Origin of the sequence: Emticicia sp. C21 (genome assembly GCF_003418935.1) — a bacterium.
Lineage (GTDB): Bacteria > Bacteroidota > Bacteroidia > Cytophagales > Spirosomataceae > Emticicia.
The window spans coordinates 190,403-204,701 of sequence record NZ_QVMT01000006.1 but is presented as its reverse complement, the minus strand read 5'-3'; the positions used below and the strand labels follow the sequence as shown (position 1 = coordinate 204,701).

The 14,299-nt window shown below is 37.1% G+C and carries 8 protein-coding genes and 1 tRNA gene; 5 read left to right on the top strand and 4 right to left on the bottom strand.

Annotation, left to right across the window (positions count from 1 at the left end; all coding sequences use genetic code 11):
- Nucleotides 1–45: 45 nt before the first annotated feature.
- Complete coding sequence (locus D0T08_RS15520; RefSeq protein ID WP_116983582.1) at nt 46–477, top strand: CHRD domain-containing protein; 432 nt, start codon at nt 46–48, stop codon at nt 475–477.
- Nucleotides 478–567: 90 nt separating this feature from the next.
- On the opposite strand, the gene D0T08_RS15515 is transcribed toward D0T08_RS15520, so the two are convergent.
- The 4 genes from D0T08_RS15515 to uxuA all read right to left on the bottom strand — a co-directional run bounded on the left by D0T08_RS15515 (nt 568) and on the right by uxuA (nt 5,764).
- Entirely contained in the window at nt 568–1,944 is a 1,377-nt protein-coding gene (locus D0T08_RS15515) for an MATE family efflux transporter (RefSeq protein ID WP_116983581.1), read from the bottom strand.
- Between the two features lie 851 nt (nt 1,945–2,795).
- A complete protein-coding gene (locus D0T08_RS15510; RefSeq protein WP_116983580.1) occupies nt 2,796–3,464 on the bottom strand; it encodes a bifunctional 4-hydroxy-2-oxoglutarate aldolase/2-dehydro-3-deoxy-phosphogluconate aldolase in 669 nt (222 codons plus the stop codon).
- Nucleotides 3,465–3,501: 37 nt separating this feature from the next.
- The gene (locus tag D0T08_RS15505; RefSeq protein ID WP_116983579.1) at nt 3,502–4,509 is read right to left on the bottom strand and encodes a sugar kinase; all 1,008 of its coding nucleotides are present in this window, start codon (nt 4,507–4,509) and stop codon (nt 3,502–3,504) included.
- Nucleotides 4,510–4,567: 58 nt separating this feature from the next.
- Nucleotides 4,568–5,764 carry a mannonate dehydratase gene (gene uxuA, locus D0T08_RS15500; RefSeq protein ID WP_116983578.1) on the bottom strand — a complete coding sequence of 399 codons (1,197 nt, stop codon included), beginning with the start codon at nt 5,762–5,764 and terminating at the stop codon, nt 4,568–4,570.
- Between the two features lie 256 nt (nt 5,765–6,020).
- On the opposite strand from uxuA, the gene D0T08_RS15495 reads away from it, so the two are divergent.
- The 4 genes from D0T08_RS15495 to D0T08_RS15480 all read left to right on the top strand — a co-directional run bounded on the left by D0T08_RS15495 (nt 6,021) and on the right by D0T08_RS15480 (nt 14,125).
- Nucleotides 6,021–6,095, top strand: a tRNA-Val gene (locus D0T08_RS15495).
- Between the two features lie 586 nt (nt 6,096–6,681).
- Nucleotides 6,682–12,666, top strand: a complete 5,985-nt coding sequence (locus D0T08_RS15490; RefSeq protein WP_116983577.1) for a triacylglycerol lipase — start codon at nt 6,682–6,684, stop codon at nt 12,664–12,666.
- Between the two features lie 10 nt (nt 12,667–12,676).
- Nucleotides 12,677–13,192 carry a DUF6252 family protein gene (locus D0T08_RS15485; protein ID WP_147322786.1) on the top strand — a complete coding sequence of 172 codons (516 nt, stop codon included), beginning with the start codon at nt 12,677–12,679 and terminating at the stop codon, nt 13,190–13,192.
- Nucleotides 13,193–13,309: 117 nt separating this feature from the next.
- Nucleotides 13,310–14,125 (top strand): hypothetical protein, encoded by an 816-nt coding sequence (locus D0T08_RS15480; RefSeq protein WP_116983575.1) that lies wholly within the window; start codon nt 13,310–13,312, stop codon nt 14,123–14,125.
- The last annotated feature ends 174 nt before the right edge of the window (nt 14,126–14,299 follow it).

The following is a 14,299-nucleotide window of genomic DNA, read 5'->3' as shown; positions in this document are numbered from 1 at the left end:
ACTTCCGTAATGCCTTTATTAATCATCTAAAAGCGTTTACTAGTCATGAAGAAAATCCTTGCAATTGCCTCCATTCTATCAATTTTGCTTGTTGCCTCTTGTAAAAAAGACGAGGTAGATTCTAATGAAGTGAAATTTGGCACAACTCTTAAAGGCTCAGAGGAAGTTCCGGCTGTTACAACAGATGCTACAGGAACTTTTAATGCCACTTACAACAAAGACACTAAGATTCTGACTTACACTGTTACTTATACAGGTATTACACCTACTGCCTGGCATATCCATAAGGGAGCAATGGGTGTAACAGGGCCGGTTACTTTTAATTTCGGACAAACTTTTACTTCACCTTTCAATGCGGCAACTGTAGCTCTAACTACAGACCAGGAGTCAGACTTAATGAATGACATGTATTACGTAAATATCCACTCATCAAAATCTCCTTCTGGCGAAATCCGTGGGCAACTTTTGAAAAAGTGAGTTTTAACTGAATGAAATGCAAAGCCCATCTTTTGCGATGGGCTTTATTTTATACTTAGTTTTTCCTCTATACCCACGCCCCTTGCATGCTTATACCTGCTTGGTTTTCCATCTTCCCATTCTGAATACAAAAATGCCAATTACAGCCAGGATAGACTCAGCGATAGCAATAGACCAGAATACACCTGATGGCCCCCAGTTGAGAGTTTTGGCAAAGATATAAGCCAATGGTATTTCGATAGCCCAGAAACAAATCAGGTTCATAATGGTAGGTGTTCTGGTATCACCGGCACCATTCAATGCCTGACCAATGACCATACCGTAACCAAAGAAAACATAGCCCAGACAAATAATCTGCAAACACACGATACCTACATCTACAACCTTTGGATCGTTATTGAAAATACTGATAAACTCTTTGGCGAAAACCGAGAATACAATACCCACAAATAATAAGAAAATCATATTATAAAGCGCAACCCGCCAGACAGATGCTTCTGCACGTTCCGGTTTTCCGGCACCCAGATTCTGACCTACTAAGGTTGAAGCCGCGTTTGACATTCCCCATGATGGTAGAATAGTAAAGACAATGATTCGGATGGCAATGGTATAGCCTGCTACCACATCACTTCCGAAACTTGACAAAATACGTGTCAGAAAAATCCAACTGGCTGATTGAATTATAAACTGGCCTGTTCCACCTGCACCTATACTGATAAGGCTTTTCATTACTTCAGCATTAGGAGCAAACTGGCTTTTCTCAATCTGCATATTTCCGTTTCCTTTAAATATGGCATATAGCTGATAAATAACACCGATAGTACGGCCTATAGTTGTAGCAATGGCGGCACCTTCTACACCCATTCCCATTACCGGAATCAGTAGAAAGTCCATACCTATATTAATAAAATTAGCTAAAATAACCGACCTCATAGCCGTAGAAGCATCACCCGCTCCACGTAAGGCACCACTCAAAGTATATAGCAAAATGATTGAGGGGCTACTGGCAAAAATAATCTGGGTAAAGTTAGCGCCTTTGTCTATCAGGTGTTGGTCGCCGCCCATTAAACGTAGAATATCTTCGGCAAAAACAAAGCCTAAAATACCTACGATAATGCCAAATATTACGGACATAATAATAACCTGTGCCATAGCCAATCCGGCTTCTTTTTTATTACCCTCACCTACACGGCGTGCTACAATTGCTGTTGCAGCCATACTTAACCCAATAGCAACCGAATAAATCAATGTAAGTACTGATTCTGTAAGCCCGACCGTGGCTACCCCCTCAATGCCCACATAACGCGCTACGAAAAAGGCATCGACAATGGCAAAGAGGGATTCGCCTACCATTTCTAATATCATGGGCACTGATAGTAGAAAAATAGCGCGGTTAATATTTACTTCTGTATAGTTTTGTTCTTCGCCACGAATGGCTTGCATCAACAAGTCAAAAAACTTTCGCATGAATTCAAAAAGTTTATAGCCAATAAAAAAACGGCATAATACCGCCTATTGACGCGATATAAATAATTTTCTAATGAAAGGATATAAGAAATAGGTTTACCAAAAGCCGGCAAAGCAACTTTAGTAAAAGAGAGGAAAGAAATTATCCGTAGTTAACGGATACGAACGGAGGTGGTCATATACATGGGCCTTTTAAATTTTCTGCAGCAAAGATAGTTTTTTGCTTTTGTGAAGCAAAATTTTGAAGAACAAATTTCGTATAAGGATTAGTGCATAGATTTTGACGTGCAGTAAATATTTGGTATGCCTTATATTATTTTGCTTTCATAGTCATGGGATGTTACTTTTTTTAGCTGAAAAAAAGTAACCAAAAAAGCAGCCCATCATTCAAACTCACACAATTAAAAATCCGATAGTCTTTTCTTTAAATAATATTTTTCCACGATTTTTAATTGTGTTCAAACAGGAATGACGGAATAAGGATACGATTTTTAGTTGTTATTTTTATACCTGTTGCATTAATTTTTACTCTGCATCATTGTAAATTCTAGTCAAATACAATACATCACAATCTAAGTAAGTACTGCAAAAAAGTATCTCTAACCTTCATTGATATCTTAGAAACTGTTTGAGTTAATCTTGTTGATTGAAAAAGTTGCTTTTTGACCAATACTGCGTTATAAAAATCCCGCGCGGCGTCCGCTCATTTAGCTCTGCTAAACTCCGGTTTTTATACCTTGTCTTGGTTCAAAAATCATTCTTTTTTATTTTCAAAATTTAACTCAAACAGTTTCTTAATAGTAGCAAATAATTTAACAACACAGTAAGATTTACTCGTCGTATTTGCAATATTATTCTTTAAGCTCTTTGATAAGTTTCAATGAATGACCAACAATAGTAGTAACCTCATCAAAGTTTTTGCTCGCCAATACCTCTTTTGGTACTAATTGTGAGCCAATGCCTACAGCAGTTGCGCCTGCGCCAAACCATAATTTCAGGCTTTCGCTGGTAGGTGATACGCCACCGGTTACCATTACCTGTACATCAGGCATTGGGGCTTTTATTGCTTTTACAAAGGCAGGCCCTAATACTTCGCCGGGAAATAGCTTGATGAAGTCTGCACCTGCCTGACGGGCATTATAAATTTCAGTAACGGTCATTACACCAGGCATCCACGGGATGCCTGCTTCCAGACAAACGGCCCCTACTTCGGGATTCATAATAGGAGCTACAATGAAATTAGTACCAACTTCTATGTATTTATTGGCGGTGGCTACATCATAGATAGTACCGATACCCAGAATCATTTCGGGCATTTCGGTTTCTGCTATGCGGAGTAGCTCTTTGAAATTAGTATATGAATTTTCGGTACGATTCGTAAACTCAAAAACCCGCACGCCTGCAGCGTAGCAAGCTCGCAATACACTCAGACAAATATCTAAGTCATTATGTGTAAATAAAGGCACTAAGCCCGTTGCGTTTACTTGTGCTAAAGTTGTATTTTTATCGAATCTTGCCATTGTATTAATAATTTTCTTTGAAAAACCCTTTATTATTTTAACGTTTTAAACGACCTGATTTATCCCCACTCATGACAGACTCTACCTCCAGAACAGTAACTAAATTCTGGTCGCCCTCAATTGTATGTTTTAATGCGCCTGCTGCTACGCCAAATTGTAACGATTTGAGGTCATCCTGGAAGGTCAATTGCCCGTAGATGAAACCACCTAAGAAGGCATCACCGGTGCCAATTCTGTCTACAATATGCGTAATATCCTGATATTCGGTTTCTATCAGTTCTTCACCAGTCCACATTTTAGCGTTGTACTGGTTATGCGAAGCGCTTACCTGCACACGGTCGGTGTCTATAATTTTTTTCACATTAGGATAAGCCTCCATCAGCATCTTGCAGGCCTCTACGAATTTACCTTTCTCGGCTGTTACTTTCATGGAGAATATCTCTTCGATATTCTTTCTGCTTGCCAGAATAATATCAGAATAAGAAGCTAATTCGGGTAAAATATCCTGAGGGGTTTTGCCATACTTCCATAAATTACTACGGTAATAAATATCTGACGAAACCGTAATACCTAGTTTTTTAGCCGTTTTTACTGCCTCCAGACAAGCCTTAGCCGCACCCTCAGACAAAGCCGGAGTGATGCCACACCAGTGAAACCAGTCTGCCCCTTTCAGAATCTCTTCCCAATTAAACCATGATGGGTCAATTTTAGAAAAGGCTGAATCCATACGATCGTATACAATCTGGCTGGCTCGCATGACAGCCCCTGTTTCTAAAAAGAAAACGCCGATTCTATCACCTTCCAGTTTCACATAAGAAGTATCTATGTCTAAAGCTCGCAAATAAGCCCTGGCTTTTTGTCCCATCAGGTTGTTAGGAAAACAGGTTACATGGGTAGCATCAAAACCAAATTTTACTAAAGAGGCGCCAACGTTCATTTCAGTACCACCAAAAGTAGCATTGAAAGATTGAGCCTGCTCAATTTTCTGAAAATTAGGTGTCGACAGACGAAGTAATATCTCGCCAAGGGTTACGATTTTAGGCATTTTATTATGTGCTGTATCAGTATATGAAATCTTAGTTTAACAAATGTAAGGGATTATTCTACTTCTTAAAATAAGTACGGATAATACCTAGTTCCAGACCTCTTAATTCAGCCAGACCGCGTAAACGACCAATAGCAGTATAGCCTGGATTCGTTCGTTTACCAGCATTCAGGTCATCCAACATTTTATGTCCATGATCAGGTCTGAAAGGTAGTTTTATATCTTTTCTTCCCTCGTCTATTCTTCTGTGTTGTTCGGTAAGTAAGGCTTTCATTACGCCAAACATATCTACATCGCCTGTCAGGTGGTCGGCTTCGTAGAAATTGCCCTCGGCATCGCGTTTCGTAGCTCTCAGGTGAATAAAATTGATTCTATCGCCCAGTCTTTCTACCATGCCTACCAGATCGTTATCGGCTCTTACGCCATAGCTACCAGTGCAAAAGCAGATGCCATTGTATTTGCTTTCAGCAGCTTCTAAAAGAGCTTTGGCATCAGACTCTGTGCTCACTACTCGTGGTAAACCTAAAATCGGATAAGGAGGGTCATCAGGGTGAATGGATAATAGAACCCCATTCTGTTCTGCTACCGGAGTAATAGCTTTAATGAAAGCATATAGATTCTGACGAAGCTCTGCATCGCCAATGTGTTTATACGTATCCAGCATATCACGAAAAGCCTCAATCGTGAAGCTTTCTTCGCTACCCGGTAATCCGGCAATGATATTTCTGGTTAATCTATGAATATCTGCATCATTGGCATTGTCAAACCATTCTTTGGCTTTTTTGAGCTGGCTTTCTGAATAGGACTTTTCTGCATCTTTTCTTTTGAGGATATGCACTTCAAAAGCGCAGAACTCGTTCATGTCAAATCTAAGGGCTGTTGAGCCGTCAGGCATTGGATAATCCAAATCGGTGCGTGTCCAGTCCAGAATCGGCATAAAGTTATAGCAAACCGTATCAATGCCGCAAGCCGCCAGATTCGCCAGGCTCTCTTTGTAGTTTTCGATATATTGCTTGTAGTTCCCCGAAGCCTTTTTGATGTCTTCATGCACCGGCACACTTTCTACCACCGACCATATCAGGCCAGCTTTTTCTATCTCCGCTTTTCGGATTTCTATTTCAGATTTTGTCCAGACTTGTCCGTTTGGAATATGATGAAGAGCCGACACGATTCCTGTAGCACCTGCTTGTCGAACATCAGATAAACTCACAGGGTCGTTTGGGCCGAACCAGCGCCAGGTTTGCTCAAGAGCCATAAGTAAAAGGTTGAAATGTTATGATGCAAAATTAGGTTTTAGTACCTAAGTCTTCAAATAATATTCTGTTAAAAATAAGTACTTTTTTGACAGTAGTAAGACTTAATTGCTGCAAAAATAGTCCAATTATTGTACTCAGTACATTCAAAATATGATTTTATGAAGAAAATGAAAAAATATTAACTTTTTTTTGGCGAATATTTGGATAACAAAAAACAACCTTGCATCTTTGCAGTCCCAAATGACAGGAACATATGGGAGTTTAGCTCAGCTGGTTCAGAGCATCTGCCTTACAAGCAGAGGGCCGGGGGTTCGAATCCCTCAACTCCCACACTGATAATCAAGCACTTACGAGGTTTTTCTTGTAAGTGCTTTTTTATTTGCACAAGATTTGCACACAGATTTTAGTGACTCTCATTGTAATATTTCTATGATTTTATCGCTCTCAATGCCTTCCATCATAGCTGTAAATGCTTCTTAAGCCTTTTACTATTTTACTAGTAAAAATGGTGTTTCACTTCTTCTTGTAATAAGCTCCATATTTTGATTTTACGGTATCATTTAATCAATATGATACCGTAAAATATTTTTCTTATATTACTTGCTTGAATGTTTAACCTTTTTTAAGTTTGTAACAGTTTTCGACTAAAAAAGTATTTTTAACATTATACCTACTCATGAAAAATTCTCCTTTTGCACATTTGTGTGCTTTGCTGTGTTTGCTTGTTCCGATTACAATGTTTCTGCTAAGGCAATAAATATTATTCAAGGAATTTTAAAGACTATACTAAGCTAAATCTTATTCATACGATTCAAATCTCTTAATCTGAATCAATACTTAGGTTTTTAGACTATATCGCATAAACTGCGACTGAAATTATTATTAATCTTATTTTTATTTCAATACTGTCCCACGAATGAAAAAACTCTACTCGTACACTCTTGTGTATTTTGCTGTGTTTGTCTGCTTACATTTCAACGTTTTTGCTAAGACAACCGATGAACAGCCTCTTGTATTAAAGCCCACACCTGTTAAGGCTTTACCTATCAGATTCAAACCACTTCCGTTCAGACCGTTACACTTAACGAAAGTCGATTTGTATCAATTTGACCAGAAGGCATATGTATTTGGTAAGATTACCAGTGCTTTTCCTGTTTTATCAGCTCAAGAGTGGAAAACTGTAAGCAACGATCCAGTTAGATTTACACTGACTCCCAATAAGCAAACCGCTTATGTGGGTGAAGAAATTGAATTGACTCTGACAGCAGAGCTACTCAATATCTCCCCTACTGCTTTGTTTACCTTTGAAGAATTACGTGAGTATACCTTAAAGGTAGTATTACCTAGTGATTTTATTCAAACAGGGGGTACTTACTATGATTTTATGTCAGATAGATTAGATGGTGGTAGCACAAAGAAAATATATACAATTAAGGGTCGCTATTTAGCTACACCTGCTTTGGACGATTGTTTTAAAGTACTTAGAAAATTAAATAATGAAGTATTTGTTTTAAAGAATACACAATGCCCAACTATTACTGAAGTAGATGTAGCTAGTGTAAAATCAGAAGAGAAACAACCTGAAAAAACCAGAGAAATTGCTACTATTGATTTAAATAAAATTAACTATTTTAATACTTTAAAGTCAAGAGATGGTAATAATCTTCCGCTTGATGAAAATCAGCTCACTATAAAATTTAACTGCTTAAATTGGAGAAACTATTTTTTCGCCATGTCTATAAATATGGAAGGAGCACTTGAAATAATTGATAATGGAGGCTCGGTTTATTGGGAAATTACCCAAAAAGCAGGTAGCACTGTTATAGCAAAAAGAATTATCTGCGACCTTCAAACTATTGAATCGTCAGATTCTGTTCTTAATAATACAACCTCAATTACATCAGTTATTAAAATATACAATTCTAACGTATGTCCTACTAGTACCACAATTCCTACTGCTACTCCTGTATACTCTAAAACTATAACTTATACGATTGACCGCACGCCTTGTCCGCCACCAAACTTTACAATTACTGCTTCTTCAACAGCTATTTGTTCAGGCAATTCAGCTGTTTTAGAGGCATCAAGTAATTGTCCTTCTGCTAATGTCTCATGGAAAAAGGATAATGCTCCTTTTGGCAATAACGGTAGTAGTCTTTTAGTAAATGGACCAGGAAGTTATAAAGCTGAATGCTCAAACCCAATTGTAATTTCTAACTCAATAAGTATTAATGTTTCTACTATTCCCCCTATTCCTACTGTTACATTCGACAAAAATGCCTTAACCCCTGGAGAATCTGCTCAACTTATTGCAAGTAATTGTTCAGGAACTATTCTTTGGACAGGTCCTAATAATTTTGCTGATACAGGTAACCAGATTAGTGTCAATAAATCTGGTGGATATAATGCTAAATGTAAAACGACATGTATTCAGAATAATGTTGCGACTGATTATTACAGTGGCTTATCTGTCACTATTAATATTTCTGTGGCTCCTCTTAGAATACAAGCTGACAAATCACAAATTAGACCAGGAGAATCTGTTACAGTTACAGCTTATGGTTGTACTAATGGCTATATTAAATGGAAAATAAATGATAATCTACAACCAACAACAGAAAATCCTTTTACTTTTAATTCGAGTGGTTTTTATAGTGCCAGTTGTAATAGCTGGGATGGAACCTATGCTTCTGGATGGGTTCAAATTTTTATTCATCAGTTACCTGCTAATACCCCTACTATAGCAGCTAATAAAATACGTGTCTACAATAATGAAAACGTTACTTTAACAGCTACTGGGTGTACTACTTATTACTGGGTTATTCCTGTTCTTTTACCAAATGGAAGTTATAGCACTCCAAATCCTGTTACTTCAGGTCCTGGTTGGACAGCCACAGGTCCCGCAACCTATCAGGTGGGATGTACTAATACAGGACCTTGGGCCTATGTGACTGTTGGTCAAATGCAACCAGGAAATATTACTATTACAAGTAATAAGACAGTCGCTAACACAGGAGAAGCTGTTGAGTTTAATATTACCGGCGATTGCCCAAGTAATGCCGGGATACAATGGAAAATAACTGGAGAAAACAGCTGGACGACCAGGTATGAATCTAAGACTGTTTATGGCCCAGGCACTTATGAGGCACGTTGTATTATTGATAATTCTTCTTATGGCAGTTGGGCTAGTATACGAATCAATGCTCCATCACCTGGAGGTATTACTATTTCTACCAGCAAAACTAGTGCAGGAGGTTCAGAATTAGTAACCTTAAGAGCAAATGGCTGCAATGGTGAGGTTGTTTGGACATTACCTAATAATACTGAAGTAAGAGGTACAAGTATATTATTTGCCACTGGCCCGGGCACTTACAAAGCGCGATGTGTACGCTTTGGTATTACTGGTACACAAGCTAGTATCGTCATACAAACAAAATCGAATGATGCCCCTCGGTTTTATGCCACACAATCGACAGCCTCCGGAAACCAGATATTCCAGTTAGTGGCAGAAAACTGCCCGAACAACTATGTGCAATGGGGTGTACCAAAACAGGATGCCAATGGCAATACTTATTATGATTACGCGAATTTCTTTCCAACTTTAATTGTACGTGGCCCAGGTACTTATCAAGTACGATGCAATGAAGGTAATCATACCAGTTTTCAGGATATAGTAATTTTTCCTAACCCTTCTGATGCTTTAACTATTGTAGCCAACAAAGCCAAAGCTTTACCGTCTGAATCCGTAGTATTGACAGCCTTTGGCTGCCCTAATGGAACTGTACAGTGGGAAATTGGCGGCGTATTTATACCCGGTGTTCAATTTAGCACCATAGGACCCGGTAATTACAAAGCCCGATGTGTTGGAGACCCAACCAATAATGGTGATTATGCAATCGCTTCAATATTGCCAATTGGTAGTATTGTACCAGTAATCAGTTCAACCCATAATACAGCTTGCCCGGGCGAGTCTGTTACTTTAACCGCCCTTAATTATATCAGCCCTAATGCATGTCCTACCGGCTGGCCAATTCAATGGCAATATGTAAAAGACGATAAAATAGACTATTGGCTTAATAACAGAAATGCCATTGAAAATTTTGGAGAAAATTATGGGGAAGTATTTGAGACAATATCTGCTAACTCAATCAGTAAAACTGGACCAAGAGTTTATTATGTCCGTTGTTTGAAACCTGACCTTACCTGGATAGGTGAGTTTAAAGACAAGTCTTTTATAGTAGAGCCTGTCTTCCCTGAATACCTACGTGCTAGTAATAATGGGCCTGCTTTGATAGGAGCAACTGGAATCAAAGTTGCTGTCACTGAAGTACCTGGACCTAATATTACTTATGCATGGGCAGGACCAAGTGGTTTTACAAGTGGTTCGCGTATTGCAGACGTAACTGGTCTAACAGAGGCCAAATCAGGTGTTTATACGGTAACTGTAAGTAAAACCGGTACTAATGGTTGCAGTGTTACTGCTACTACTAATTTGGTAGTGAATGGATGCAATAATTTAAAGATAAAAGCTATTAATCCTTTAACGGGCTTAGAAACTTATGAGCTACCCCGAACAACTATTAGTAGTTCAAGTGAATATGACCCATTAGTATTAATTGTTGTAAATTCAGCTAGTGATCAAGTTCAGAACTTAAATTTTAATTGGAAAGATAATAACAAAGAATCAATAAGTATTACTGATCAGGTCTTTGTAAGAAAAGAAGGCCTTTATACGGTTGATGTAAATAGTACCAGTTTTAATTGTAGTTTAGCCGTTAAAGTTGATGAAGTGAGTTATCAGGAGTCTTTGGATTGGGCATTTTATCCTCTTGATAAAACCAAAATTACTACTGGTATTTTATATGATAGAGTATTACCTATAGCAAAGCTTGCAACATTTAATACTACTGGTAATATCTCTGATACTGATCATTTTCAACAAGCTTATTCAGAAATATATAAATCAAGTTATAACAAAACGCAATTATTAAGCCGGGAAGATTATAAAAATGTAGTAGGTGATTATAAATACCAGAAAAAGGTCGCTATAGGGTTAGTTATTGCAAAATTCAATGTATTTCTTGATAATGCCCTGACAAGTAATATACTTATCAAAAAAGACAATCAATTATTTGATAATCCCAATAATGCTAATTCTGCTTATGCTACCAAAAATGTTATTGTTTCTGCGGCATTAGCTGATGAGATAAGTACGGGGGTAACAAAGTTCATATTATCACCGTATACTTTTATAAATAATAGTGGTAATACCTTAAATAAATTGAGAGTTAGCTTTGGGGATGGGAATCCAGTTGCTCTTATGAGCGTTGGTGATGAGGTTAATGTAACTTACACTACTGCCGGACAGAAAACAATTACTTTCACTGCTGAATTTACAAATGGTACAACTCAGACAACATATGCCTATGTAAAAGCAAAAACTTACTCTCTTGCTTCTGAGCCAGATAGTCGAGGAGGAGTAGAAGCAAAGATTGATTTTATTCCGTATGTAACTGAAGATTTTTCTAATGTAAAAGGCAAAGGAGAAATAGCATACTACAATAATGTTGTCAACGGTGTGAAACATCCCGCGCTAAATAAGGTGGCAATTGTGCTTGATGGATTTGATGCTGGAGATACAAGAGGGTTTAATAGACTTTATGATGAAAAAATGGTTTATGGGAACAATCAGAATATAATTGAAGATTTAAAGGCAGATGGATATGATGTAATAGTTCTTAATTTCCCTTCGTATCCTCTTTGGGTTGCCCCAAGAGGCTGGAGAATAATGCGAGATGGAGGGGCAGATTATATTGAAAGAAATGCTTTTGTCTTAGTTGAATTAATTGAACAAGTAAAAATAAAATTAGCAGCTGCCGGTAGTAATGAGAGAATAGTCATTATTGGTCCAAGCATGGGAGGCCTAATTTCGCGATATGCCTTAACCTATATGGAGAAGAATAATTTGGATCATCGATGTAAACTGTGGGTATCTTTTGATTCTCCTCATAGAGGTGCCAATATAAATATTGGAGATCAATTGTTATTTGAATATTTAAATCGAAGTTTAGGTTGGGTCGGAGCAGTTGAAGATGCAATGGCACAATTAGATGCTGTTGCAGCAAAACAAATGCTACTTCATCACTATACTGCCATTCTTGATCCTCAATTTAATGCCATCAATCCACCTGATATTGAAAAGATAGCTGGTAGCCCTAATTTTAGAACCCGATTTGTAGAAACGATGGAGAATATGGGCTTTCCCACAAGTTCTTGTATTAGAAATGTAGCACTAATAAATGGTAGCGATTTAGGTACAATTCAGCAGCATGAACAACAATTCTTGACTACCCAACCTGCAAGTTGTAGCCAAGCTATGAATATTACAATTGGCGTTGACCCTGTTATTTTTATATCTAAGTTGTTATTTAACAATAGCGGTCCTTTTTCTGTTGTTTTAACTACTTCAAATTCGCCTTCATACAATAATAGATGCAGAGTTTTGGAAGCAAATGTTAACACCAGCTTATTTTCTTCAAAAAAATATAGTAGATTTGTTAAGGGAAATGGCATTTCTAATAGCTTAGATATAATAGCAGGAGGATATTATGCTGTAAATGATGAAATCCCAACTGTACATGCACTAATTGCAAGCGTAACAAAACGTTTTTCAAAGCAATCTTTTATTCCTTCATATAGTTCGATGGCTATTGCACAAGTTGGGCCAGTAGTAAACTATATAGATTGGGGAAGTAACCTTAGTTCTTATAGAAATAATCCTTTAACTAATACGCCATTTAAAGCAATTTATGCTCCTACTACTAATCAAGAGCATGTATTTATTACTGCTGCAGGAGTTAATTTTATAAAACAACAGATTCTACTTACCCCATGTAACTAATTTAATAACTATGACAAAAAGACTCATTAATATACTTTTAAGTCTCTTTTTAGTTTCTTGTGACAATCTGCTACCCTTACCTATCAGGTGGGGTAACGATAGTTTTGGTTGCAAAGTTGAAGGAATTACCATGAAAGCTAGTAGCGCAAACTATTTTGCAAGAGATAAGCCTATATCTGCAAGAATTACAGATAGCACCTTCTACATATCAGGTAGTGATTACAATGATAAACTGGATATTGCTATTTCTCTTGGCAATATTCGAAAGAAGGGAACCTATTACTTAGATAATATTACTGGTGCAGCAAGCTATGAAAATAGAAATTACCCAAGTACATCTTATAAAACCTACAACCAATATGGAGGACAAGTACACATCACCAAATTTGATGTAAAAAATAAAATTGTCTCAGGTACTTTTAGTTTTAAAGCTGCAAAAGTTGATATATCTGTTTACCCCAATACATTAGATACAACTAAAGTAATAGAAATAACTAGAGGAAGATTTGATGTAAATCTTAAATAAAAGGTACTATAAAATTATAAAAAGGATTGAATTTTTTAAAACTTGTAATTCTTCTATAAACTTACGAGATATTCAATCTTTAATTGGACTAAAAGATTATAAATTATTAAAAACATTATGCAAAAAATATCAACAATATTGTTAACCCTCCTTTTAATCAATACTTTATTCGCTTGCGGAAAAGGAGATTTAGATGTGTTGGCTAAAACAGATGAAGAGGAAAAACCTGTTGTCCCTTCAGGGTTGGAAGGGAAACCTAAGAAGGTAATCCAGCTTACGACGCAGGGGAATAAAATCTATACTCAACTCAGTTACAGCCAGGAAACTAAAGAAGTTTCAGGTATAGTTGTTACTGATTCTCTGGCTCAATCGGAGATAAATGAAACTTTTACAAGAAATGTAGAGGGCAAAATAGCGGAAGCCACTATCGAGCGTACAATCAAAGGTGTAAAAACACAGGGAACCCGAAAATATGAGTATGATGCTAACAAGCTTTTAACTCGTACTACAGAAGAATTTCCGAACCAGAAAATAGTAGAAGATTTTCTGTATGATCAGGATAAGCATTTGATTAAATACACCCGTAATCAAAACCAGAATAATCGGAATAGCCTTTTGCAAAGCATATCCTATAAATGGAAAAGTGGAAATGTTTCAGCAGTAGAAGAACGGGGAATAATGGGTTATGAAGAAACAGATTTTATCTATGGTAGTAATCCGAATAATTTAGGAAAGGTTTTTATAGAGCAAATCAAAACACCAGTTTATTTACCAGAGCAAATCAGTCAGAATTTATTGACTTTCCAGCAAAAACTCTTTGAAGGCACTCGTATGAAATATGAGTATGAATACAATAAAGATAATCGTTTGGTATCTCAGAGTAGCCTGGTGAATGATGCCAAAGTAGCTGAGCTGAGGATAGAGTATTATTGATCTTCAATTTATAAACTTGCATGGGTTTGTATTTTATAGTGTAAACACATGCCTCTTTCATACAAGCAGAGGGCCGGGGGTTCGAATCCCTCAACTCCCACACTGATAATCAAGCACTTACAAGGTTTTTCTTGTAAGTGCTTTTTTTATTTGTATAAGATTTTAGTGACTATT

Bases quoted from the DNA above. Each gene is read 5' to 3' on its own strand.
- D0T08_RS15510 (WP_116983580.1), bottom strand. From the start codon at position 3,464: ATGGCAAGATTCGATAAAAATACAACTTTAGCACAAGTAAACGCAACG.
- D0T08_RS15485 (WP_147322786.1), top strand. From the start codon at position 12,677: ATGACAAAAAGACTCATTAATATACTTTTAAGTCTCTTTTTAGTTTCT.
- D0T08_RS15490 (WP_116983577.1), top strand. From the start codon at position 6,682: ATGAAAAAACTCTACTCGTACACTCTTGTGTATTTTGCTGTGTTTGTC.
- D0T08_RS15520 (WP_116983582.1), top strand. From the start codon at position 46: ATGAAGAAAATCCTTGCAATTGCCTCCATTCTATCAATTTTGCTTGTT.
- D0T08_RS15515 (WP_116983581.1), bottom strand. From the start codon at position 1,944: ATGCGAAAGTTTTTTGACTTGTTGATGCAAGCCATTCGTGGCGAAGAA.
- D0T08_RS15505 (WP_116983579.1), bottom strand. From the start codon at position 4,509: ATGCCTAAAATCGTAACCCTTGGCGAGATATTACTTCGTCTGTCGACA.
- D0T08_RS15480 (WP_116983575.1), top strand. From the start codon at position 13,310: ATGCAAAAAATATCAACAATATTGTTAACCCTCCTTTTAATCAATACT.
- uxuA (WP_116983578.1), bottom strand. From the start codon at position 5,764: ATGGCTCTTGAGCAAACCTGGCGCTGGTTCGGCCCAAACGACCCTGTG.